We start from the raw sequence: 21,350 nt of genomic DNA on the forward strand, positions 1-21,350 counted from the left end.
GGGTGGGGCTGTTGTCGTCGGCGTAGGCGGGGGCCATGGAGATCATGCAGATAGCCATGGCCAGAAGATTGCTGGCAGGGTTGAAGTGACGCGGTGGGGTGGCACAAGTCGACATGAACAGTCCTTAGATACTAATGCTTGTGAGAGTGATTCGCATTAAGTATCACGGGATTCATCTGAGTGATAAAGTTTGTTGCGGTTGGAGGAGGCGATGCGCAGGGTGCACCGCCACCGTACAGCCGTCCACGATGGCCGTCGTACCCAGCACAAACCTGAAGGCTAGTTGCCCCGGCCACCACCGAACGACCATTCATCGCTGGCCGTAGTGGTGATCACCACCATGACATCCTCCGCGTTGAGACCTGGCGCCCGCCCCAATTTCTCGACCAGGTCGCGGTAGAAACGCTGTTTCGTCTCGACGCTTCGAGGGCGGCCAGCGGTAATCGTGATCAGCACAAAGTCATGGCTACGCGGTCCACCCAGGTAGTCGGGATCAAATATCAACTCGCCCACTTCATGTTGGTGGATGACCTGGAAGCGATCGGTCTTCGGCACCTCGAAGCTATCAACCAAGGCATCGTGCAGCCCTTGGGACAATGCTTGTAGATACTCGGCCGACTTCCCCCGGTGCAGTGAGATACGTGAAAACGGCATAACAGTTACCCCCATGGCTAAAGCGACAGGGGGAAAACTATCAAGTCGCGATGGTTCCGAATATCAGATTTAATAGGGGGGATCATCCCAGATTAGTGGACTATTCAATGCGCCGTCCGACCTTCGATCTTGATGTATTGCGTACTTTCGTCACCGGCGTGGAGTTCAACAGCTTTGCCAAAGCGGCGGATCGTCTCGGTCGATCGACTTCTGCCGTGAGCGCTCAATTGAAGAAACTTGAGGAGCAGATCGGTACTCCGGTACTGGCCAAATCCGGTCGGGGGTTAGTCTTGACGCCCGTAGGTGAATCACTGCTCAGTCATGCCCGTCGGTTACTGGAACTGAACGACGGCATTTTCCAGGCCCTGCATGAAAGCCAAGCCGCGGGGACAATTCGCCTCGGGCTTCAAGAAGACTTTGGGGAACATTTACTGAGCGAGATCCTTCGACGCTTCGTCCAGACTTACCCGATGGTGATTCTCGAGGTCAGGATCGCGCGCAACGCCGAACTGCTTGCGTTGGTCGAAAGTGCTGGTCTGGACTTGGCCCTGACATGGGACACAGGGCATACGTCGCCCTATGCCACGCGGCTGGGCGAAACACAGATGCACTGGATCGGGGCCCGTGACATGCCGTCACTGACCCGCCTTGCTGACTCACCGCTGCCATTGATCATGTTCGACGCGCCTTGCGTATTGCGTAGCGCTGCCACACAGGCACTGGATGCCGCGCAAATTCCCTGGCGAATCGCCCTGACCAGCCCCAGCGTCGCGAGTATCTGGGCGGCCGTCGCCGCCGGCTTGGGCTTGACGCTGCGAACTCGCATTGGGCTGCCGAGTCATCTCGCCGTCGTTTCCGGCTTGCCGGCCGTACCAAGCCTTGGCTATGTGCTTCACCGCAGTGGAGAAGACCCGACGCCCGCCATCCAGCAACTGGCCGCGTTGATCAAAACGAGCCTGCAAGAGCACACGTTCGATTTTGCGGTTGCGCAGTAGTTGGAGGTGTCAGATTGAGGGCCTGATACACAGGTCAAAGGTAGTGTTCGACGCGAAGTGGGGTATAGCGGGAATGCACTCTGAACCCCTGGCGGAGACTCCCTCAGGACTGTCCGCCAGGCATCATGATATTCGATTCGATTTTCTTCCCCATGCTGATGCGTGGCTCGACCGAGTAGCCCAGCGATTCATAGAACGTTTTGACGTTCTCATTTGCGCTGACAATTTGCAGGTTGATTTTCATGCACCCTCGGGCAGTCAACGCGCCCTCAGCATGACGGACCAGGTTTGCCCCTAAGCCTTTTCTACGATGTGCAGGATGCACCGCCACCGAGTACAGCCATCCCCGATGGCCGTCGTACCCGGCTAGAACGGTGCCGACAACTTCCTCTCCAGCCAGAGCAACAAAAAAGAGGCCATCGGATACGGCCAGCTTCTTGTCGATAGCCAGGTTGGGGGTGTTATGGGCGGTTTCGTAACCGAATACGGTTGCCCATAGTTGCATGACGGAAAGCCGATGGTGTTCGTTTGAATAGTTGGCGATGGCATCCATGGCGCAGTTCCCGAATTGAAAGGGCTGACGCTATCTCCCCGTCGGGGGGGGTGTCCATTGTCTTTTTTTGGCGGATTCTCGTAACGACGCGGACTTCAAAGCAGGGCTTGAGCGCCTCAATGGCGACTAACAGCCCCCTTCACATCATCCTCACACCACCGCAGCCGCAATCGCTCTGGAACGCCAGGCAAAAGCCAACACCATCAGCAGCCCCAACCCCGCCATTGCCGCCCCGGCCAGGGAAATTGCCGGATACCCCAACCCCGCATTGATCACCGCACCCCCGAGCGCCGCACCAATCGCGTTGCCGAGGTTGAAGGCGCCGATGTTCACCGCCGAGGCCAGGTTGGGCGCGTCCTTGGCCGCTTCCATGACGCGCATCTGCAGCGGCGGCACCAGGGCGAAGCTGGCGATACCCCATATCAGGATGGTAACGGCGGCCGGCAGTGGCCAACGCATCAGTACGGTGAACGCCAGCAAGACAAGAATCAGCACGCTCAGCGAAACGATCAGGGTGCGATCTATCGAGCGGTCGGCGGCCTTGCCGCCCCACATGTTGCCCAGCGTCAACCCCACACCGAACAGCACCAGCATGGCCGTGATGTAGGCGGTGGACGCGTGGGTCTCGCTGCTGAGGATCGGCGCGATGTAGGTGAAGACGGTAAACATGGCACCCGAGCCGACGACGGTCAGGGCCAACGCCCCTAGCACCGGACCACGGCCCAGTACCCGAATTTCAGCCAGCACACCGGCGCTTTTCGGCGCCGGCAGGTTGGGCAGGGCGAACCACAACGCGGCCATGGCCACCACGCCGAGGCCGGTAATGCCCCAGAAAGCGGTGCGCCAGCCGAACAGTTCGCCAAACCAGGCGGCCAGTGGCACGCCGCCGATGGTCGCCAGGGTCAGGCCCATGAACATGGCCGCGACCGCCCCGGCACGCTTCTCTGGGGCGACCACGCTGGCGGCGACGATCGAGCCAACGCCAAAGAACGCACCGTGGTTCAGTGAGGTCACCACCCTGGCGACCATGAGGCTGTAGTAATCGGTCGCCAAGGCTGACATCAGATTACCCAGGGTGAAAATCGCCATGAGCCCGATCAGCAGATAGCGCCGGGGAATCCTGCCGGTGGTCAGGGTCATCAGCGGCGCGCCAAGCAGCACGCCCAGGGCGTAAGCGCTGACCAACAGACCCGCAGCGGGAATGGAAACGCCGAGATCCGCAGCGATGCCCGGCAACATGCCCATGGGGGCGAACTCGGTAACGCCGATGCCAAAGGCACCAATGGCGAGTGCAACAAGTGGTGGATTGATACGCATGGAAGGCTCCTTATCTATGCCGCAAATGCTACGATCCAACTTTTTCAGGCGGTAGATAGCATTTTTGGCAATCACCTTTGCGTAAGAGGCACAAATGGACTTCAACGGCAGATCAGGTGAAATGAGCGTGTTCGCCACCGTGGCGCAGGAAGGCAGCCTTTCAGCCGCCGCACGTGCATTGGGGCTGACACCCTCGGCGGTCAGTCGGATCATCGCGCGTACCGAACAACGCCTTGGCACCCGCCTGCTGCTGCGCACCACCCGAGCGATCACCTTCACCGCCGAGGGCGAGGCGTTCCTGCGCGGCGCCCGGCGTATCCTGGCCGACATGGCCGAAGTCGAAGAAGCCATCGCCGACCAGGGCGTACCCAGGGGCCGCTTGCGGGTCAGCGCCGCCCTTGGCCATGGGCGGCTGGCCATCGTTCCCTTGGTGGCAGCCTTCAGCGCCCGCTACCCGAACATCGTCGTCGACCTCACCCTCGGCGACGAAGTGGTCGACATTCTCGGCGGCCAGGCCGACGTGGCGGTACGCTTTGGCCATCTGCCCGACAGCCCGCTGACCGCGCGCAGGATCGGCGACACCGGCCAGGTAGTGGTGGCATCGCCCAACTATCTGCAGCGCCACGGCACCCCCCAGGAACCGGAAGACCTGCTCCGGCACAACTGCCTACGCTTCAACTTCCGACGTGCCGAACCCAACTGGCCGTTCATCCGCGACGGACGAGAGTTTTCCCTGAAGGTCAGCGGCAACATCGAATGCAGCAGCGGTGAAGCGCTGGCACAATTTGCGCGAGTCGGTGCCGGTATTGCGCGTATCGGCGAGTTCACCGTGAGCGAGGACCTAAAGCGCGGCGATCTGGTACGGCTGCTGGAAGAGTGGAACCCTGGTGATCGGGAGCCAATCCATGCGGTGTTCGTAGGGGGCTCGGCAATGCCGGCGCGGGTGCGGTTGTTCGTGGATTTTTTGCTGGAGCATCACCGGATGTAAGCGGTGGACCGCTGCTAGGTTGCAAGCATGTCCAGGAGTCCTTCCAATGTTTTAATGGACCGCTCCGCTGGCGTTATGCTCGCTGGCCACGGATGGAATCCACTCAACCAGACGGCAATCATTCCGGCGGCTGTAGCACCCAGGTAATCGTTCTGTGGGTGATCACCGACAAACCAGCAATGCTCAGGACGAACGCCCAGCGCCTGCGCTCCCAGATGGAATATCCCGGGCGTCGGTTTCGCAATGCCGCACGCCTCAGAGCAAATCATCGTTTCAATGGTTTCGCCGAAAGGTAGTGCCGCCAAAGTCTGCTGTCGCGAATGCTCGGCGCCGTTGGAGATGACGCCCATGGCAATACCCTTGCGATGCAGCGCTTGAACCATCGCGCTAGCGCCTGGCATTTCAACCGCGGCGCTCGGGAAGTGATCCATCCAGTGTGCAATTAATCGCTTGGGATCGATTGGCCCAGTCCACTTCAGCTCCTGGGCTAACGTGTACCCAACCGCCTCACGGATGGAAGAATATTCCGATTCCGGTCGCAGATATCCACCGTTGTCGATGCGCGCGATCAGATGAGAGATCTGACGGGTGTCTGCCTCAGCGATTTCAATCTTGAACTCATGCAGAAACCGCTCAGCGTAGCGGTCAATGCTGAGCGCGCGATGGGTGAGTGTGTTGTCCAGATCGAACAGAATAGCTTTCGGTGCCAAGTTCCCTCCCAGCGACCATGATGCATTGGCTAACTTGATTACAGAGTGCCCCGTCTTCTCACCTGCTACACCGGAGCACGCTAGCCTAGGTCAGATTCAACCCGCCGTCTGAGAGGAGTATCTCGCCGGTCAAGTAGTCCGACTCGACCAGCATGACAACAGCTTTTGCGATGTCGTCTGGGCTTGCGGCCCTGCGCATAGGTGCGCGAGTTCGCCACAACTCTTGGGCACCTGTCCACTCTGCGGTCAGAGGCGTGTCGACCAAGCCAGGCGCCACAGCGTTTACGCGAATTTCTGGCCCCAGCGATACCGCGAGCAAGCGGGTCATGTGATTAAGCGCAGCTTTGCTTACCGCATAGGGAATCGATGCGCCCTTAGGACGGATGCCGGCATGCGAACTGATGTTTACGACGCAACCTGCTCGACGGTAACGGGCGGCATCGCGCAATGCCGACTCGGCCAATGCGACCAGGTGGAACGGCGCAACGACATTAACCTCGTTAAGTTCGTGCCACACCGTCGAGTTGGCCGAGGCAAGGTCGCTGTGCGGAATGACTCTGCTAATGCCGGCGTTATTGACCAATACGTCGAGCTGCCCCCACGCGGCGATCGCCTCGTTAATAAGCCTGACCCTGTCAGCTTCGAAAGCAAGATCAGCTTGCACGTAAATAGCCTGCTTCATTTCGGCAGCCATAGCGCGTCCTGTATCTGCAGAATTTCGCGAATGGAGCACCACGGCATAGCCTGCCCGGCTTAGTACACGTGCAATGGCTGCGCCGATACCGGAAGTGGATCCTGTCACCAACGCGACGCGTAATACGTTATTGATCGTTGGATCGGGTTTCATATGGATATCTCGAATGGGTTGCTAGGAAAGCCATCACGGTGCCGTTCGTGACTGGTGGCTTTGGGCCAGAAGCCGTCGTTCAGAGTAGGGACATGACCCGCCTTCTTACTAGCGGCAAAACACTTCATAAGGTGTACTGCGCGCACCATGCGACAGACCCACACATGCTGTGGTGCACACAGCCTCCTTACACGATAGCGTCTTCTCTTGAGTTTGATGCCGGCCTTCGATTAGATATGAGGCGTAAACGTTGTGACGTGAATAGCACCATCAAACACAAGGGAATAGCACTAAATGGCAAGGATAGAACCCGTTTTCGGCAGCATCAGCAGCGAAATCGAAAACCCATACCAACCGGGCGACGCCCAACTGATTGACGACGAGGTTGTCACGTTTTCAAAACCCAAGATTCTTGATTTTTCCGGGCGTATTTCTCTGGCGCGCTTCTGGCTGATTCATGTGCCCTTGGTGCTGGTTCTTCCGTGCATTTTGCTGTTGTTCTTTATGGTGGGGTTGCGCCATCAACTGGTGGTTTTGCTGATAGTCGGTGTCACCGTTGTCGTTCCTGCCATCCTGCTCAACGTGTCTCTACTGGTACGCAGGGCACGTGATCTAGGCTGGAGTCCGATATGGGGAATGCTCTCCGTATTCCCTGTTATCGGCTTTGTGATAACGCTTCCGCTCATGATGCTTCCGGGGCGTAAAGCGATTAATAAATACGGCCCGCCCAATCCACCTCTCTCGACGTTGGTAAAGCTACTTACCGCGCTGTTGGTGGTGCTGACGCTTGTAACTTTAACCGTGCTAGTTGCGTATTTTCCCCAATACCACCCACAGGCACTCTACGAGTGGTTCTTTAATGCATTGGCTCAGGCATAACGTTAGCGTACGCGAAGTCCATGCTTCGCCTCATTGCGCGGCGCCAAGTGCTCAGGTGCCTTTGTAGAGAGCGCTGCGCGCACCACGCGATAGCCCTGCGTACGCTGCGGTGATGTCCATTGGGAAAAGAGAACAGATTTATTTCTCTGCTCTAAACGTCCGCTCCTGGCCGATTTCTGCCTGTCGCGAAGGGCTGCAATCGACTCTTGCGGACCTTGCAGCGTGCCGTTTTTACCTACTTCGTGACTATTCCAACAGGTTAAAACAGTCGGGTCATCAGCACATAAGGCACGCCAAACATGTCTGGCAGATTACGTACCACCCCGAAGCCGGCTCGCTGGTATAAGTGCTGCGCAGCTTCCATTATCGGGGTTGTATGTAACGCGATTAACGTCGTGCTATCGCGCTTCGCGCGGTTGATGCATTCGTCGAGTAGAGCCTGGCCAACGCCATGGCCCCGTGCTTTCGGCACAACTGACATCAACCGTACTATCGGCCATTCGGGCGCAAAAAAGTCGGGCTTGGGCTGGTTTGGACCGACGTAGCCGGCCGCGCCGACTATTTCGCCGTCCAGTTCTGCGACAAGTACTTCGCTGAGAGCAGCATTGGCGGTAAGCGCCCCGAGTCGCGGAGCGAGCTCATTCCACCCCGGCATGGCGGTGGCCAGCTCTATCCAGGCATCACGCACTACCTGATCGACCAGCGGCTTGTCTTCTGGAAAGAAATTTCTAATGGAAACAATCATCGGTCGTGTTGGCTGTAAGCCTGCCTTATGTGATCAGAAAAAAGGGGGGAGACATCGTCCGCTTTTGGCCGGTTTCTGCCTGTCACCAAACGGCAGAAACCGGCCAAAAGCTGCCCGTGGCACTCCCAAGGACAACAATCAGAGTCCTTCATCTAACAAGTCGCGCGGCACATAAGCGCAGCCACTGAAGCTGGCAAGCACGTTCAAGCCTTGGTCGGGTGCGCGCACCGTCTTATTGGTGTGGATGTTCCGGAAACTGCTTGGCGCTGTCGCAGATGTCGTACCAGCTTGGCTTTTCCTTGACGAACTCATGGAAGAGATTGGTGATGGTCAATGCGTCATCGATGCAATTCGCAGCGACGGGAAACGACTCGGCGGTTGACGTCACCTCGCCCAATGCTGTTCCGCAGTGCGAACAGAAGCAACGGTTGTACTTATAAGGTGCTTCAGGCTTGTAGGTGGTGATGGAATCCGAGCCGGAAATCAGCTCGAACGATGAGCGCTTTACGAAGACGAAGGTACTTGCTCCGACTTTTCTGCAACGAGAGCAGTGACATGTTCCCATCATTGTTGGAGGACTCGACACCAAGAACTTCACTGCTCCGCAGCAGCAACTACCTTTAAGCATGGTTTTCTCTCAAGCGAAATAAGGACTGTACATAAATACAGTTCCTCTTGGAAGAGTGCCTTACCAAAACTTCAGGTATCTCAGATGGACGAAGGGCAGCTTTGGGGCGGATAGCGCCCGCGAGCGCGCTTCTTCATGCGTGTTATCCGGTTGACGATTTTTGTATGTGCACTTATGATAAGTCCACTTACGAAAAGGAATCGACATGTCCAATCACATACACGCCAGTGCTTCATGCAGCCACGAAACCAGCGCACCTGCGGCAACAGTCTGGGCTTTTTTTGAAGCCGTTCACCTATGGAAGGACTGGAACTCAGGTGTCTATTCATGCGTGCTTGACGGCCCGTTCATCGAGGGTGTGTGGATGACGATGGTGTTGCCTGACCAGCAGGTTATCAAGTCGCAACTGGTCGAGGTCAATGCGCCGATTGGGTTTACGGATGAAACCGTGTTTGGCGATGTAACCGTTCGCGTCAGGCACGAAATCATTGCGCTCCCGAATGGCAACCACTCAATCGCCTATTCGATTGATGTCGCGGGAGAGGGTGCCGAGGATATCTGCGCGCAAGTGTCTTCCGACTTTCCTGAAGTCCTGCGTGCACTGGTGGCCCGCGCAGAAAGTACGGTGAGCGTATGAGCCAGGCGTGGCTGGGTGTTGTGTCGCGCTCACATGTCTGGCGAGGTGTGGAGGGCGGCTTTGCGCAGGTCTGTCACGGCAAGGCCCAGCCTCTACGCAAGATGAAGAAGGGCGATATTTTCGTTTATTACTCCCCGACTGTAGAGATGCACGGTGCGCCGCTGAAAGCCTTCACAGCCTTGGGGGAAATCCAGGACGATGAGGTGTTCGAATTCGATATGGGCGAGGGGTTCGTGCCGTTTCGTCGTCGGGTTCGATATGCCGTGGCACAAGAAGTACCCCTGGAAAAATTGCGTGGAGATCTGGACCTGTGTTCCCCGCCAAACTGGGGCATAGTGCTTAGACGCGGTTTGATTCCACTGACCGAAAAAGATATTCGCTTGATTGCCAGCGCAATGGATGTCGATCTGGCTGAACTGAGGCGTAACCGATGAAGTCGAAACCGCTGCCAACCAGCCATAGCGGACCGTCAGATAGTCCAGGCTTTTTGCTCTGGCGCATCTCCAACACCTGGCAGCGCGAGCAGCGCGCCGCTTTGCAGCCGTTGGGCCTGACCCATACTCAGTTTGTCATGCTTGCAGTCACCACCTGGTTCGGTTCACAAGAGCCGCTTACCCAGGCGCGCCTTTCGCAACTGACTGGCAGCGACCCGATGACCACCTCTCAGGTGGTCAGGGCGCTTCTTGCAAACGGGCTGTTTGTAAGAGATGTCCATCCTACCGACACGCGGGCCAAGATTATTTCAGTCTCCGAAGCGGGGCGTGATATCGCACACAAGGCAATCGTCGTAGTGGAGGAAGTCGATCGCAAATTCTTTGCAGCTCTGGGTGAGCAGCAATCCAGCCTCGTCTTTCTTTTCCAAAAACTGCTCGATAAGAAATCATTGACAGAATAAAGACGGCTTTGGATTCCAGGCACTATGACCACCAAACCTTGCGCCCAGGCATCGCGCGCCGAGTACACGCGGCGCATGAACCGCATGCTCAACTACATCGATGCTCATCTGGATCATTCTTTGGATGGCGCGCAGTTGGCCGACGCAATGCGACGGCACACTCTCAGCGAGGCTGCGGGTGCGCTTGGCAAAATTGGAAACACAGTCTTCGCTGTAATGACAGGCCGTTTTTGGCCGAAAGCAACCCGTTACTCCGGGCGTAGCTGACTTCCAGTTCGCAAGATGACCTGGCCGGATGTCTTCTCGAGTGCCGTCGAGAATGAGCCCGCAGCAGTGAGTCATCGATGGCTCCCCGGCGCGTTGGTCGTGTGTACCTTGGCCAGGCGCAGGCGCCAGTCGCCACCATGCCGGAGGCGGCATTCTTCTTCGGAGTCGAAACTGACGCAGCGGGCCATATGGGGGACGTGTACGCCGGCGTCGTTCAGGGCGGCGGCGGTCAGCTCACGCATGCGGTTGTCGGCCCCCGTTGATAGGGCGTGTTCCTGGCTGGCGCGGCTGTCGAAAATCCAGATCACGCGCAGGCTTTGGGGAAAGGCGCGATAGTCGACCGTGTGGGTCAGCCAGGCGAAGCCCGGGATTTCAGTTTTGGCGGTTTCACAGGCTTCGGTCAAGGTGGCGATGAGCCGACGCTCAATACGGACGTTGTCACGTGAGGTGGAAGGCATAAAAGGCTCCAGGCGGGGTGTTCAATGGCTGAGGTGTCAGCCCCTCAACGTGGGCTTGGTTGAATCGAGAGGCATAACCGTTGCCACTCATTCCAGCAATCCTCGGCAACGATATCCGCATAGCCCCGTTCTTGTTCCATCGCCAGCGCGGTGGCAAAGGTTACTGCAATGCAGGTGGCTTGGTCTCGGATGTTGCAGACTTCGAGTTCGGTGAGTGGGGCGCCTTTTTTGGACTCGGCTGCTGTGAGTACAGCTGCAAGGGCGGGTACGAAAACCAGGCATAGGGGATCGGAGGACATTAGCTTCTTCCTTGGAGTGAATTGGACATTATTAATGGGACACGGGGCAGGGGGTTCGTCGTCATCGTTTCATGGTCCGGTCCATTTATTTCTGCGTGCCGGTTGTTTCCAACGTCGAAGCAATAAGTTCGCGCAGCCACATATGGGCAGGATCGCGATGCAGTCGCTCGGGCCATAACATCAGCATTTCAAACCCGGGAATGGCGAGCGGAGGTGCCTGGACGTGAAGCGCAGGCTCATGTTTCACCAGCCTTTGCGGCACCACCGCAACCAAATCGCTGTGCACCAATGCTGAGACCAGCGAGTTGAAATTGGACACGGACAATACCACTCGCCGTTCCAGACCTTCAGCTGCCAGCGCGTGGTCGGTACTGCCAACGAAGCCGGCGCCATCAGGTGACATGACGGCATGTTCAAGCGCGCAGAACGCTTTGAGCGACAGCTTGGTTGCCAGCGCGGGATGGCCGCACCGCGCCGCCAGCACATAGCGTTCGTGAATCAAGGAGCGTTGACGCAACTTGGGCGGCGCTTCATCGCGGGTGTGCAGCGCCAGATCGATAAGGCCGTTTTCCAGATCCTTGGCAAAGTCGACAGTCGGTTTATTCATAAGCGCCAACCGCGTGTACGGGGCCAGGTGCCTGAGCCGCGAGAGCGACGGCCAGATCAAGGCAGTCGTCGCATAATCACTGGCAGCGATCTTCCACGTTTGATGGGACCTTCCGGGTTCAAAAGCGGCAACAGGACTCAGTGCGCTTTCCAGCGCGGCCAACGCGTCACGCAGGGGCCCCTGTAATTCGCGAGCTCGCTCGGTGGGCGACATCCCTCGGGGGCCAGGCAGCAAAAGCGGATCATCAAGAAGCTCTCTCAGCCTGCCCAGTTGCAGGCTGACGGTCGGTTGCGCGAGATTGAGCAAGCGCGCTGCCCGCGTCACATTCTGCTCGGCCAGTAAGGCATCCAATGTGACCAGCAAATTAAGATCCAGACGGCGCAAGCTATTGTGCATGCAAATACCATGTGTTTCGGGAATTCATTTCTATCATAGCGGATACATGCTTACGCTGAGGGACACATTCAACGCGGAGCCCTCATGAAAATACTACTGATCTACGCCCACCCCGAACCGCGTTCGCTCAATGGCGCGCTCAAGGATTTTGCGATCACTCACCTGGAAACAGCAGGCCACGAGGTCGAAGTCTCAGATCTCTACGGCATGCGCTGGAAAGCATCCCTCGATCCGGACGACGCTCCAGGTTATGACGCAGAAACGCCTTTCAACCCGGCGCTTGAATCCCAGCGTGTATTTGCCGCTGACAGCCAACCGGCGGACATCCAGGCAGAGCAGGCCAAATTGCGCTGGGCCGATGCCGTCATCTTTCAATTTCCGCTGTGGTGGTTCTCGATGCCCGCGATTCTCAAGGGCTGGATCGAACGCGTCTACGCTTACGGGTTTGCCTATGGGGTCGGCGAACATAGCGAAAGCCACTGGGGCGATCGCTACGGCGAAGGCAGCATGACAGGCAAGCGCGCCATGTTGGTGGTCACGATGGGCGGTTGGGAATCCCACTACAGTGGCCGAGGGGTGAACGGCGCGTTGGATGACCTGCTATTTCCTATCCAGCATGGGGTGCTTTTCTATCCTGGCTTCACGGTCATGCCGGCCTTCCCAATCTACAAGACCAGCAAGATGGACGCCGCCCGGTTCCAATCCATTTGCACGGCTTATGCCGCTCGCTTGAATACGCTCTTCAGTGATCAACCCTTGCCATTTCGTCGCCAGAACCACGGCGATTACGAAATCCCGGCGTTGACGCTTAAATCGCATCTTGCATCTGGTCGTTACGATCTTGGTATTCATATCAGTGACGGTGAGGGCGTTTGAGGTGAAACGTGCAGTGGAGGCTTGAGCCCAAGGGGGCTGGTGGTCGGGTTGTGCGCCTCAGGATTGATCATTCTTGGAGGTCAGTAATGATGGTCCCGGTTATGCTCAGGGCGAACCCTTCTCCGAAGACCCTGGGCCCCGTCTATGAGCGAGAGATTATCTTCCGCGTACTCCGAGGCCTCCATGGCTGGATGTTGCGAGACATCGCCGCGCCGGATACCGCGATGGCGCGAATCAACCTGGCAATCCAATGAATACGCCGCGACTTCGCCGAGCCCATTGGTGTTGAGGGATTGGCGCTATGCGCTTCAATGAGCGTCTCGGGATTCCATCGTCGCTTCAAGGCTGTCACCAATCTGAGCCCCTGGCAGTACCAGAAGGGGGGTCGCCTGCTTCAGGCCAGAACCCTGATGGCGAATGCCAAAAGCGTCATGGCGGCTGCCTTTGAAGTGGGCTACGAGAGCGCGACGCAATTCAGCCGGGATTATGCGCGGGTGTTTGGACTTCCGCCCGGGCAGGATGCCGGGAGAATACTTGGCAATATGACGGTGGTTAGAGGCTAGTGGGTTGATGGGGGGGATAGGCGATTTCCTTGGTCGGTGGCTTTGGCCGATTACAGCCCTTCGTGAGAGGCAGCAATCGGCCAAAAGCAGTCACTCGAGTGTGCGGCACCGCGTTATTAATGCCGCATCCATTAGCGCGTCGTGATCTTTTCGATGACCGCCGCAACCCGCCGCGTTCGAAGGATCATCTCCGGGTATCTATGCCATCGGCCTATTGGATGATCAGGCCCAGCCATCAGATGCCCCAGTGATGCGCAAGCTGACCAAGCGAACACCTGCTCACTCTGAGGCCGTAGTGGGCGCCACCGGGATTCATGTAAACGATGATGTCAGAGACCGAAATCCCAAAAGCGCCCGCCCAATGCTCTCGTAACAGAAAGCCTTAGACAATACGCGGTCCTTGAAAAGTCTCCAACATATGACTAGGTTAGAACTCTATGACGTCCACCGTCGGTGAACGCTGCCTGCCATAGATAATGGTTCAAAGGACTGACAATGATCGACTTCGCTAGTTTGGCTGGGAAAGCAAAAGAGTCTCCCGATTTTGATCTCCTGAAGCTGTATGCTTCTCTAGACGTCAAAAGCACTCACACCGAGCCACGCACTACTCAGAAAGAGGCAATGCTGTCGCTCAACGCCAGGCACTCAGAAAAAGATCTTGTCCTTAAAATCAGTACGGGTGCAGGTAAAACTGGTGTGGGGCTGCTTTATCTGCTCGGGCACATGCGAAAGACCCGCCGCCCTGGGGTTTACTTGTGTCCGACACTTCAGCTCGTTGAACAAGTGCTTAGTGAGGCCTCAAAGCTTGGCATCGATGCTCATCATTATCCCTCCGGAGAGCCCTTTCCTCACCCCGCATGTGTGAGGGGGGATGCGGTACTCGTCTGTACCTATGAAAAACTGTTCAACGCCAAAAGTACTTTTCAACGTCAAGACGTTAACCTTGTACCCGAAGCCATTGTTTTAGATGACGCCCATGCGGGATCCGAGATCGTCAGAAAGCAGCTCACCCTCCAACTTCATGGCGAGCCCTTCGTTGTTCTGAAAGAAATACTTAAGTCCCAGTGCAAGTCATACCATTCCACCAAATGGTCAGATATTGAGGCTGCAGACCCACAAGCCTTGTTCGAGGTTCCTCATTGGATATGGTCGGAACTGTGCGATGAAATCCGGCCAGCGCTACATAGCTATGCCTCAGAAGACAGGTTTCGATTTGTTTGGCCGTTTCTCGAAAACTTGCTCCCGTTTTGCCGATGCGTACTTTCAGGTTCCCATGCGGAGATTTCACCTGAAATTCTTCCCGTCGATCAAATGCGCGCTTTTGCCAACGCATCACATCGTCTCTTCATGTCTGCGACATTAGCAGACGACTCTCTGCTGGTAAGAGAGCTCGGCGCAATGCCCTCGGCAGCTCTTACAGCGATTTGCCCCCCTTCAGATCAGGGTTTAGGGGAGCGGATGATCTTAGCGCCCGCCTTGATCAGTCCCGAGATGGACAGGGATTACCTGATGACGCTATGCCAATCGCTGTCCTCCAAGCACAACGTCGTTGTGCTCACTTCAAGTGAGGTCAGCGGTAGAGAGTGGGAAAAGTCCGGCGCCCAGTTCTTTGCTGGTGATCAAGTAACCACTGCGGTCAAAAGACTTAAGGATCCCAGCTCAAGCCTCAAATTTGCGGTGTTCGCTCAACGCTATGACGGTGTCGATTTGGCAGATGATGCCTGCCGGATTTTGGTGATCGATAGCGTTCCGTACGGCGAAAGCCTTATCGACAAGAATGATGCGCAGCTCATCTTCAGTCCGGGCGGCGTACGCAACAAAACCGTATATCGCATTGAGCAGGGTATGGGCCGCGCAGTGCGATCTCACGCTGATTACGCGCTGGTTTTATTGGTGGGTCAAGATATGGCGACCTACATCGGTCGGTCAGAGGTCTTAGCCGCAGTAACCCAGGAAACCCGAGCCCAGATCGATCTCTCTGTCGAGTTGGCGGAACTGATGAAAAGCGCTGGTGGGGATGCAAAATCGGCGTTTACCCAAGTAATCCAACAATGTCTCGGACGCGATCCAGGATGGAAGAGCTTCTATAACTCGCGAATTCGCACAGGAACTAAGGTAGTGCCTGAACCATCGGAAAAACGGATTCAGCTAGCCAGTGCAGAGCGGGAGGCATACCGACTCGCTTCCTCAAACAGGGCAATGGAGGCGATTCCTAACCTCAGAACGGCACTGAATAACTCGGGAGTGGAGGGAGAAGAGCTTGGCTTGTACCTCCAGCGGGTGGCCCGAATTGCTTATGCCATAGACCCTGCAGAATCTATGAAGATTCAACAGGCTGCTCGGCAGTATTGTAAGTCAACCGCATTACCGCCCTCCGCACCGAGAAAGCCAGTTTCTGTTGAAGCAGTTTCTGCTGCTGAACGGTTCTGCTATTGGATCAAAGCTTTCTCAACGCTAAATGCCGCGGTGATTGAGGCATCGAAGATTAGCGGTTCCCTTGATTTCAGCCAAAAGTTTCGTGCGGTTGAAAAGTCGGTAATGGAACTTGGGTTTGCCTTGGGCGCAGACGCTACACGCCCCGAGATCGATTTTTCGATCGGTCCGGATGTGATCTGGTTTTGGGGGAATCATCTGTTCGTAATTGAGGTGAAAAACGAAAATCAGAAAACGCTGCACAAGGGGGATAGCGGCCAGCTACACGACAGCGTTCAGTGGGCGAAAGAATGCTATCCGGTTTTCGCTGATCGAATAACGCCGATCACCGTGGCGAAAGTTTCACAAGCGGACCGAGACGCTCACTATCCGGCCAACACTCGAGTATTGCTTGAGTCTGGCTGTAAGGCCCTTGCCCAAGGTCTTCAGCACGCATGTATGAGGCTTTCAGAGCAGGGCAGTCTTTTTGTTACCCCGCTAAACGTCGCGGCAATTATGTCGGAGTTCAAAATCTCTCCTGATCAATTCTTGTCTCAGCACACCATACCGATAGGGTGACTTCATTCCGCGTATCCATCGGTAGCGATGGAAGCGTGTGCTGCTCTTATGGTGCCGTTCATGTTCTGTTGGCGGCTCGCTCGGCACGGGCGTTCATGGTGTCTAAGGACGTTTCTTACGAGTGGCCTCTCGCGGCCAAGCGAGCTCATCCCAACCTCTTTTCGAGTGCCCGACGCGAGCGGCTGCTTTGGGTCGATTCTGTTGAAAAAGTCGGCCTCGAATTCCACGGCAGAAAAGTACGCGCCTAAGATTGAAATCTGAGTTTTGCGCAGAAGGTTGATGAGTCGGGTTTCACGTAGCAGCGTGCAAAAGAGGTGTTTTCATCCATCAATATTCGAGCGCTTTGGACAAGCCGACTTTTTCAACAGAATCGGTCGATAGCTGCCGATCGAGGTTCCAGTTCTTGTATTTGGTGACCGGCTTATTAAGAAATTGAATAGGTTAGAAAAATTAATTGTTTACCCCGGTCTTGTAGAGAAGCAATGGGGAGAGGAACTCAATGGGGCGCCTGGAGAGCTAAGTTTTTATATTGAGTCAGGGGCTGGCTTGCAATGCAGTGCGGGTTCGGATTTTCTGTGAAGGAGAGTTTTTTGATGGATCACTTACGAGCATTGTCTAATCTTACAGTACCAAACTTGACCAAAATGCTTGAGCCTGGAGTGCTGGGAGTCTATAGGTCTTTTGAGGTTACGGAAGTGTTTGGATTCAGCAAGACCGTTGCGCCAACAAATATCCTTACCATAATAGTGGCAGAAGATGATGAGGTTGGTTGTGATGAAACTTCATCATATTTGACAGAAAACCTTATCAAGGTATCAAGCTTAAAGGGTTGGTCATTTGGAGTTAAGAGATACAGAAAGACAGTTCCGGGCCTTCTTGCAGATCTATTAAGTATGCAGTCTGAAGGTCGCTGGAAGGCATCTGGACAGAGTCTTGCAATTGGAAATCTCAAAGAAAAACCCGCAGAGCTTGCGCCTTCGGACTCAATGCATAAGGTCGTAATAAATAACCTTCTAAAGAATAATTTTTGGAATGGCTCCTACTTTTTTGAGTGGGCCGACGCTACTAAAGATCATTTGGCGGAACTCTTCACTCACCCCCGCAGCATTCAAGAGCTTTCAGCTGCATTGTCGTTGGTGTGGCCAATTAACTTAGCGAAGGTGTCGGATCGTATAGGGAATATTCTAGTTCAGCTTCCAATCACGGCTATGGTCGCGGAGTTTCGCGGATCGGCAAATAGAGAAGTTATGAAGCTTGATTTGGCTTGGGCTCAGGATGTTGAGGCAAGGCCGCTTCGATTAGTCCTGAATCGAAAGCATGACAACCTGGAAGCTGCATATCATTCTCAGATTATTAGCTCTGAGCCTGTAGTGACTCCAACAACTGATGGGCCTGGAGAATACTATGGATATATATGGGATGAGTTAAACAACGTTTTGATGGCTAGTACTGGAGCCTTCAGTCAAGTAGAGAATATAGACCTTCAAATACAATTGAATGAGCATAATAGACGATCTTACCAGTACACGGTTGGTGCTGATAGCTTCGCTTGTGACATACCCATAGTAGCACTTCATTCAAGTAGGGTTGGCAACGGTGTTGACCCTAATGATGAGTGGACTTCAAATCGGATGTATACTGAGGAAATCCAGAGGCTTAAAGAACAACGCCGATTTCTACAGTACAAGCCGATACCAGGGCGGGAGGAGTCTGAACGACAGAAAGCTCTCGAAGATATCCGCTGGTTGATCAACAAACACGGCCAAGAGGCGGTGTGGCTTTGGGATCCATTTCTGGATATGTATGATGTTTTTGAGACACTATTTTACAGTAAATATTCTTATGCAGATTTAAGGGCTATTTCATCGGCAAAAGAGAAGCCGGCTTGCGCATGCACACCGCATGTGCCGGATCCTTTTGTAGAGAAACAGAAAAAAATTTTAGCAAGTGCAAATTGTAATAATTTCGGATTGAAGTTTGAGTTTAGAGCAAGAGTTAATTCCTCTGGATGGAAGTTTCATGATCGGTTTTTAATATTTCCACGAACTGGCCGTGGTGCATTGGCCTGGTCGTTAGGCACATCTATAAACAGTGTCGGCAAGCAGCATCATATATTGCAGCGGGTGGATGACGGCCAGCTAATCATGGATGCTTTTTTAGAGTTGTGGGCCAGCTTGGACAGGGCGGAGCAATTGATATGCAAGATTTGATATCTAGTGAAGAAGTTTCTAGGGCCGCATCTTTGGTGGGGGAAGGTAGTATTGAGAAACCTCCGGTCCGTCTGCTGCACACCCTGAATGAACTAGGAGAGGGCGCATTTAAAAGTTTATTTGGTGATGAGGTCGCGCTAAATCGTGCCAGCAATTCTTTTTTTAATGAGTTCCCATCTATTTACAACTATTTAAGACGCGGCGTGAAGCCTACAGAGAACGAGTTCGTGGAGTGGGTTTCTCTATTTGCCTGGTTCAAGCGGCAATTGGCTGAATGGGCAAAGAAAAATGATGATAAAGATATCTCTTTTACGGCGCTGCTTTTAATAAGTGTTTTCTTCCAAGCTTATACACCTCGAAAAAGTCTATGGAAGTTACTTTCAGATGATTTCTCGGCTAGTGAGGAAATTGTCAGCAATCTTGTCAGCCTGCTTGCAGGCGTACAGATTTCTGATTATGAAACCACGATGATGCAATGCCCGGAATTAAAATTAGCCGAGGACGCTGGGGATTGGCTAGGTATGGATGAAGCTCTACATAGTTTGGATTTTCCCGCTCCTACCCTTTTTCAAAAGTCTGCGACAGAGTTTTTAGAAAAGTTTTCACCCTTGGGTCTTCAGAAGGCAGCTTCGAGTCATAAACAAATTCTAGTCGTCCTTCATCAGCAAATGTTGATGTCTAAAGCTCGGGCGCTTCGTACGGCTTCTGAGACAGATAATACGCTTTTTCGATTTGCAACGCTAAGCTCTTTGCTTACGAGAGGATGTTCTGACTCTGACAAAGTCGAGTCTTCCGACTTAGTTGGTTTTTTAAATGTGGTAAGCCAAAATCCTCATGAATGGCTTATGGCTGTAAAAATGATGAATGCAACTACGGATAGATGGAGCGAATTATCAGGAGCAATTTCGAGCTTTCTCGCAAGCAGTGATACGGCTGCATTAAAAGTGTTCTTTTCGAGTGTGGTCATAAAATCATGCAACGCAAGAAAAGCTGCTGATGAAAGGAAACAGCTCACTGCGTTTCTAAAAGCGTTTTACGAGCAAGCTTCAAGCGAGTCTCGTGAACTAGCTTTTTCAATATTGCACGAAAAATGGTTGGAGTGGTGCTTCGAAACCAAGCAAGAGGGTAAATATCTGTTCCAGGTAAATTTTTCAAATATTGATTTTGCTTTGATTGTCTACGCAAAGGAGTGTTTTGAAATATCTCGACTCTTAGAGGTAATTGATAAACTTGAAAAAGAGATCTGGAGCTTGCATTTAAAATGGTTTGAGTCGGTGCTCAGCTGTAAGACTACGTGGTTTATGTTGCATTCCAAGTTAATTGTCTATCAGGGCGCCCGTGATGTTGGCTCTGTATCGGACTGGACCGGTGATGAAAATAAGGCTTTACTGTGGGGGGATAAAAGTTACCTTGCTCTAAAGTGGCGCTAGTCCTGCACTATAGAATAGGCGCTCTTGAACAGGGGAATGATAATGACGCATGTTTATGACTGGCACGTTTAAGATTTTAGCGTGCCGCCCCTCGCGGAAGGGACAGCCTATGATTTTGATATGGCAAGATGTCTATCTTTGGTCCTCCGTGAGCGGTTCCTGAAATACATGTAGTCCGTCGTGTATTAGACCGGATCGGTCGCGTTAATCGAGCCGCACTATCCAAGGCCGGTGGTTGCCGCTAGCCTTACCTCTTTAAACGATGTGAAACATAGAAAGGGGTCTGTGCCGATGCGGAATATACCTGCGTTGAGAAAAGACAGAGTACCAAGCGCGGCCCCTGATCTGACAGATCAGTGCGCGACGCCGTATGGATCGCCTCTGGTTCGTAGACGCCTCAAGCGGCTGCAATGGGTCGAAAGCGGTAACCCACGACCGGCAGCTTTCGACCCGAAGCTGCTTTTCAGCCCAAACGAAGAGCCGAAAAAGCCATAATGACCCAGGGTCTGATTTTTCTCGCTGGATGTCAGGAGTGCACATGGCTGAACGGTTTCGCATACGGTTGAGTTAGAGTGGGGCGGCGGTGCATTGTGGTGCGGGAATCAGGTCGCTTTAGCAAGATTCTCGGTGGGATCAATCGAAGAGAAACTGCCATTGAGCGCCACTACTCTCGAGAGGCTGAGTGTAATGACACGCTGGCACGACACCGCCTTGAACTGGGAGTATCCACCAGATCCAGGTCCTTGGAATGCGGCCGAATATACGGAATTTGACGACGCTGCCGAGGCTCTGCTTGCGGTTATCCAAGAGGAACTAGGTGTCGAGTTTGAAGTAGTCTATGAAAGGCTCTAGATGTTTATTCTCGGCACGCGCAAGGCTGGCCGAGGAACGGTGGATTGACATCAGGGATCATTAACCCCGTTCGGTCAGATTACGTGCCACCTACGAGCCACGGATTGGGTTCGTCAAAGCGAGCCGGTGTCGGCATTTTTCCAGCGAAGAAACCCTCAAACACCATGTGGAATCTCTCGCGGAAATCGTAGATCTGCTTTCTTTTCAGGTTTCGGATCTTGAAGCGATCCTTCCGATCAAAGTGGCATCCGAATAGCAGAGAACTGTAGCTGAATATCTCGAACACCCTATGTGAGAGTGCCTGACTGAAGCTTGTCTCTGTTGCGATTAGATAGAGTGCCCACTCCAGCAGCCAGTATTCTTCACGATCCCAGAGTCCCGCTTCGTGTAATCGTCCGATGAACGAGGCGTCTTCGTATGCTTCGCCCCCAACGAAATTTCTTGCGATCACAGCATGCGGATCCATGTTAAGCATTTTCCATATCGGATAAGGTCGACAGCGTACCGAGGTGCCCGCTCTCGGACAATCTACAGCACAACTTCCGCGCCCTAC

Annotated in this window: 22 protein-coding genes and 1 pseudogene; 12 read left to right on the forward strand and 11 right to left on the reverse strand. The window is 54.2% G+C overall.

Translation table 11 applies throughout. The annotated features are described in order from the left end of the window. Nucleotides 1–279: 279 nt before the first annotated feature. The gene (locus tag B0E42_RS28695; RefSeq protein ID WP_053189250.1) at nucleotides 280–654 is read right to left on the reverse strand and encodes a tautomerase family protein; all 375 of its coding nucleotides are present in this window, start codon (nucleotides 652–654) and stop codon (nucleotides 280–282) included. A 107-nt stretch (nucleotides 655–761) separates the two neighbouring features. Here B0E42_RS28695 and B0E42_RS28700 point away from each other — a divergent pair, with 107 nt between their 5' ends. Further along, on the forward strand, nucleotides 762–1,649 hold the full coding sequence (locus B0E42_RS28700; RefSeq protein WP_077508692.1) for a LysR substrate-binding domain-containing protein: 888 nt from the start codon (nucleotides 762–764) through the stop codon (nucleotides 1,647–1,649). A gap of 103 nt (nucleotides 1,650–1,752) precedes the next feature. Here B0E42_RS28700 and B0E42_RS28705 read toward each other — a convergent pair whose 3' ends face one another. After that, the gene (locus B0E42_RS28705; RefSeq protein ID WP_077508694.1) at nucleotides 1,753–2,202 is read right to left on the reverse strand and encodes a GNAT family acetyltransferase; all 450 of its coding nucleotides are present in this window, start codon (nucleotides 2,200–2,202) and stop codon (nucleotides 1,753–1,755) included. Nucleotides 2,203–2,352: 150 nt separating this feature from the next. After that, nucleotides 2,353–3,519, reverse strand: a complete 1,167-nt coding sequence (locus tag B0E42_RS28710) for an MFS transporter (protein ID WP_077508696.1) — start codon at nucleotides 3,517–3,519, stop codon at nucleotides 2,353–2,355. A 94-nt stretch (nucleotides 3,520–3,613) separates the two neighbouring features. Here B0E42_RS28710 and B0E42_RS28715 point away from each other — a divergent pair, with 94 nt between their 5' ends. Then, complete coding sequence (locus tag B0E42_RS28715) at nucleotides 3,614–4,507, forward strand: LysR family transcriptional regulator (RefSeq protein ID WP_018601169.1); 894 nt, start codon at nucleotides 3,614–3,616, stop codon at nucleotides 4,505–4,507. A 14-nt stretch (nucleotides 4,508–4,521) separates the two neighbouring features. Here B0E42_RS28715 and B0E42_RS28720 read toward each other — a convergent pair whose 3' ends face one another. Together B0E42_RS28720 and B0E42_RS28725 are read right to left on the reverse strand one after the other, a co-directional pair. Continuing rightward, nucleotides 4,522–5,217 (reverse strand): HAD family hydrolase, encoded by a 696-nt coding sequence (locus tag B0E42_RS28720; protein ID WP_077508698.1) that lies wholly within the window; start codon nucleotides 5,215–5,217, stop codon nucleotides 4,522–4,524. Between the two features lie 85 nt (nucleotides 5,218–5,302). Continuing rightward, nucleotides 5,303–6,064 (reverse strand): SDR family NAD(P)-dependent oxidoreductase, encoded by a 762-nt coding sequence (locus B0E42_RS28725; RefSeq protein ID WP_077508700.1) that lies wholly within the window; start codon nucleotides 6,062–6,064, stop codon nucleotides 5,303–5,305. A 294-nt stretch (nucleotides 6,065–6,358) separates the two neighbouring features. On the opposite strand from B0E42_RS28725, the gene B0E42_RS28730 reads away from it, so the two are divergent. Continuing rightward, nucleotides 6,359–6,943 carry a DUF805 domain-containing protein gene (locus tag B0E42_RS28730; RefSeq protein WP_077508702.1) on the forward strand — a complete coding sequence of 195 codons (585 nt, stop codon included), beginning with the start codon at nucleotides 6,359–6,361 and terminating at the stop codon, nucleotides 6,941–6,943. A gap of 259 nt (nucleotides 6,944–7,202) precedes the next feature. On the opposite strand, the gene B0E42_RS28735 is transcribed toward B0E42_RS28730, so the two are convergent. Together B0E42_RS28735 and B0E42_RS28740 are read right to left on the reverse strand one after the other, a co-directional pair. Next, the gene (locus B0E42_RS28735; protein WP_077508705.1) at nucleotides 7,203–7,688 is read right to left on the reverse strand and encodes a GNAT family N-acetyltransferase; all 486 of its coding nucleotides are present in this window, start codon (nucleotides 7,686–7,688) and stop codon (nucleotides 7,203–7,205) included. Between the two features lie 232 nt (nucleotides 7,689–7,920). Next, nucleotides 7,921–8,316: a GFA family protein gene (locus tag B0E42_RS28740; protein ID WP_077508707.1), complete on the reverse strand. Its 396-nt coding sequence runs from the start codon at nucleotides 8,314–8,316 to the stop codon at nucleotides 7,921–7,923. A gap of 205 nt (nucleotides 8,317–8,521) precedes the next feature. Between B0E42_RS28740 and B0E42_RS28745 the strand changes: the two genes are divergently transcribed. From B0E42_RS28745 to B0E42_RS31350, 4 genes are read left to right on the forward strand one after another with little or no spacing between them, the layout of a single operon-like run. After that, nucleotides 8,522–8,953: an SRPBCC family protein gene (locus tag B0E42_RS28745; RefSeq protein ID WP_077508709.1), complete on the forward strand. Its 432-nt coding sequence runs from the start codon at nucleotides 8,522–8,524 to the stop codon at nucleotides 8,951–8,953. After that, nucleotides 8,950–9,387, forward strand: coding sequence for an EVE domain-containing protein (locus tag B0E42_RS28750; RefSeq protein WP_053180420.1), 438 nt, complete (start codon nucleotides 8,950–8,952; stop codon nucleotides 9,385–9,387). The genes B0E42_RS28745 and B0E42_RS28750 overlap by 4 nt, the downstream gene beginning before the upstream one ends. Then, the gene (locus tag B0E42_RS28755) at nucleotides 9,384–9,848 is read left to right on the forward strand and encodes a MarR family winged helix-turn-helix transcriptional regulator (RefSeq protein ID WP_053180418.1); all 465 of its coding nucleotides are present in this window, start codon (nucleotides 9,384–9,386) and stop codon (nucleotides 9,846–9,848) included. The genes B0E42_RS28750 and B0E42_RS28755 overlap by 4 nt, the downstream gene beginning before the upstream one ends. Before the next feature lie 24 nt (nucleotides 9,849–9,872). Beyond that, nucleotides 9,873–10,115 carry a hypothetical protein gene (locus tag B0E42_RS31350; protein WP_077508711.1) on the forward strand — a complete coding sequence of 81 codons (243 nt, stop codon included), beginning with the start codon at nucleotides 9,873–9,875 and terminating at the stop codon, nucleotides 10,113–10,115. Nucleotides 10,116–10,186: 71 nt separating this feature from the next. On the opposite strand, the gene B0E42_RS28765 is transcribed toward B0E42_RS31350, so the two are convergent. The 3 genes from B0E42_RS28765 to B0E42_RS28775 form a co-directional block, all read right to left on the reverse strand. Next, nucleotides 10,187–10,573, reverse strand: coding sequence for a hypothetical protein (locus B0E42_RS28765; RefSeq protein ID WP_077508713.1), 387 nt, complete (start codon nucleotides 10,571–10,573; stop codon nucleotides 10,187–10,189). Nucleotides 10,574–10,617: 44 nt separating this feature from the next. Continuing rightward, nucleotides 10,618–10,872, reverse strand: coding sequence for a hypothetical protein (locus B0E42_RS28770; protein ID WP_077508715.1), 255 nt, complete (start codon nucleotides 10,870–10,872; stop codon nucleotides 10,618–10,620). A gap of 85 nt (nucleotides 10,873–10,957) precedes the next feature. Further along, a complete protein-coding gene (locus B0E42_RS28775) occupies nucleotides 10,958–11,875 on the reverse strand; it encodes a LysR family transcriptional regulator (protein ID WP_077508717.1) in 918 nt (305 codons plus the stop codon). An 84-nt stretch (nucleotides 11,876–11,959) separates the two neighbouring features. On the opposite strand from B0E42_RS28775, the gene B0E42_RS28780 reads away from it, so the two are divergent. From B0E42_RS28780 to B0E42_RS28805, 5 genes and pseudogenes are all read left to right on the forward strand, one after another. Further along, nucleotides 11,960–12,751, forward strand: a complete 792-nt coding sequence (locus B0E42_RS28780) for an NAD(P)H-dependent oxidoreductase (protein ID WP_077508719.1) — start codon at nucleotides 11,960–11,962, stop codon at nucleotides 12,749–12,751. A gap of 131 nt (nucleotides 12,752–12,882) precedes the next feature. Continuing rightward, a pseudogene (locus B0E42_RS28785) lies at nucleotides 12,883–13,314 on the forward strand (helix-turn-helix domain-containing protein); the annotation flags it as partial. Between the two features lie 495 nt (nucleotides 13,315–13,809). Then, nucleotides 13,810–16,305 carry a DEAD/DEAH box helicase gene (locus B0E42_RS28790; protein ID WP_077508721.1) on the forward strand — a complete coding sequence of 832 codons (2,496 nt, stop codon included), beginning with the start codon at nucleotides 13,810–13,812 and terminating at the stop codon, nucleotides 16,303–16,305. Between the two features lie 593 nt (nucleotides 16,306–16,898). Beyond that, entirely contained in the window at nucleotides 16,899–18,515 is a 1,617-nt protein-coding gene (locus B0E42_RS28800) for a VPA1262 family N-terminal domain-containing protein (RefSeq protein WP_139353239.1), read from the forward strand. Next, nucleotides 18,503–19,945, forward strand: coding sequence for a hypothetical protein (locus tag B0E42_RS28805; protein WP_139353240.1), 1,443 nt, complete (start codon nucleotides 18,503–18,505; stop codon nucleotides 19,943–19,945). Before B0E42_RS28800 ends, B0E42_RS28805 begins: the two co-directional genes overlap by 13 nt. A gap of 931 nt (nucleotides 19,946–20,876) precedes the next feature. Here B0E42_RS28805 and B0E42_RS28815 read toward each other — a convergent pair. Continuing rightward, the gene (locus tag B0E42_RS28815) at nucleotides 20,877–21,263 is read right to left on the reverse strand and encodes an Imm41 family immunity protein (protein ID WP_168188550.1); all 387 of its coding nucleotides are present in this window, start codon (nucleotides 21,261–21,263) and stop codon (nucleotides 20,877–20,879) included. Between the last annotated feature and the right edge of the window lie 87 nt (nucleotides 21,264–21,350).

Source organism: Pseudomonas sp. A25(2017), assembly GCF_002001065.1.
GTDB lineage: Bacteria > Pseudomonadota > Gammaproteobacteria > Pseudomonadales > Pseudomonadaceae > Aquipseudomonas > Aquipseudomonas kilonensis.

Bases quoted from the DNA above. Each gene is read 5' to 3' on its own strand.
- B0E42_RS28755 (WP_053180418.1), top strand. From the start codon at position 9,384: ATGAAGTCGAAACCGCTGCCAACCAGCCATAGCGGACCGTCAGATAGT.
- B0E42_RS28725 (WP_077508700.1), bottom strand. From the start codon at position 6,064: ATGAAACCCGATCCAACGATCAATAACGTATTACGCGTCGCGTTGGTG.
- B0E42_RS28750 (WP_053180420.1), top strand. From the start codon at position 8,950: ATGAGCCAGGCGTGGCTGGGTGTTGTGTCGCGCTCACATGTCTGGCGA.
- B0E42_RS28800 (WP_139353239.1), top strand. From the start codon at position 16,899: ATGGATCACTTACGAGCATTGTCTAATCTTACAGTACCAAACTTGACC.
- B0E42_RS28730 (WP_077508702.1), top strand. From the start codon at position 6,359: ATGGCAAGGATAGAACCCGTTTTCGGCAGCATCAGCAGCGAAATCGAA.
- B0E42_RS28815 (WP_168188550.1), bottom strand. From the start codon at position 21,263: ATGGATCCGCATGCTGTGATCGCAAGAAATTTCGTTGGGGGCGAAGCA.
- B0E42_RS28695 (WP_053189250.1), bottom strand. From the start codon at position 654: ATGCCGTTTTCACGTATCTCACTGCACCGGGGGAAGTCGGCCGAGTAT.
- B0E42_RS28805 (WP_139353240.1), top strand. From the start codon at position 18,503: ATGCAAGATTTGATATCTAGTGAAGAAGTTTCTAGGGCCGCATCTTTG.
- B0E42_RS28775 (WP_077508717.1), bottom strand. From the start codon at position 11,875: ATGCACAATAGCTTGCGCCGTCTGGATCTTAATTTGCTGGTCACATTG.
- B0E42_RS28700 (WP_077508692.1), top strand. From the start codon at position 762: ATGCGCCGTCCGACCTTCGATCTTGATGTATTGCGTACTTTCGTCACC.
- B0E42_RS28705 (WP_077508694.1), bottom strand. From the start codon at position 2,202: ATGGATGCCATCGCCAACTATTCAAACGAACACCATCGGCTTTCCGTC.
- B0E42_RS28715 (WP_018601169.1), top strand. From the start codon at position 3,614: ATGGACTTCAACGGCAGATCAGGTGAAATGAGCGTGTTCGCCACCGTG.
- B0E42_RS28740 (WP_077508707.1), bottom strand. From the start codon at position 8,316: ATGCTTAAAGGTAGTTGCTGCTGCGGAGCAGTGAAGTTCTTGGTGTCG.
- B0E42_RS28735 (WP_077508705.1), bottom strand. From the start codon at position 7,688: ATGATTGTTTCCATTAGAAATTTCTTTCCAGAAGACAAGCCGCTGGTC.
- B0E42_RS28710 (WP_077508696.1), bottom strand. From the start codon at position 3,519: ATGCGTATCAATCCACCACTTGTTGCACTCGCCATTGGTGCCTTTGGC.
- B0E42_RS31350 (WP_077508711.1), top strand. From the start codon at position 9,873: ATGACCACCAAACCTTGCGCCCAGGCATCGCGCGCCGAGTACACGCGG.
- B0E42_RS28780 (WP_077508719.1), top strand. From the start codon at position 11,960: ATGAAAATACTACTGATCTACGCCCACCCCGAACCGCGTTCGCTCAAT.
- B0E42_RS28790 (WP_077508721.1), top strand. From the start codon at position 13,810: ATGATCGACTTCGCTAGTTTGGCTGGGAAAGCAAAAGAGTCTCCCGAT.
- B0E42_RS28765 (WP_077508713.1), bottom strand. From the start codon at position 10,573: ATGCCTTCCACCTCACGTGACAACGTCCGTATTGAGCGTCGGCTCATC.
- B0E42_RS28745 (WP_077508709.1), top strand. From the start codon at position 8,522: ATGTCCAATCACATACACGCCAGTGCTTCATGCAGCCACGAAACCAGC.
- B0E42_RS28770 (WP_077508715.1), bottom strand. From the start codon at position 10,872: ATGTCCTCCGATCCCCTATGCCTGGTTTTCGTACCCGCCCTTGCAGCT.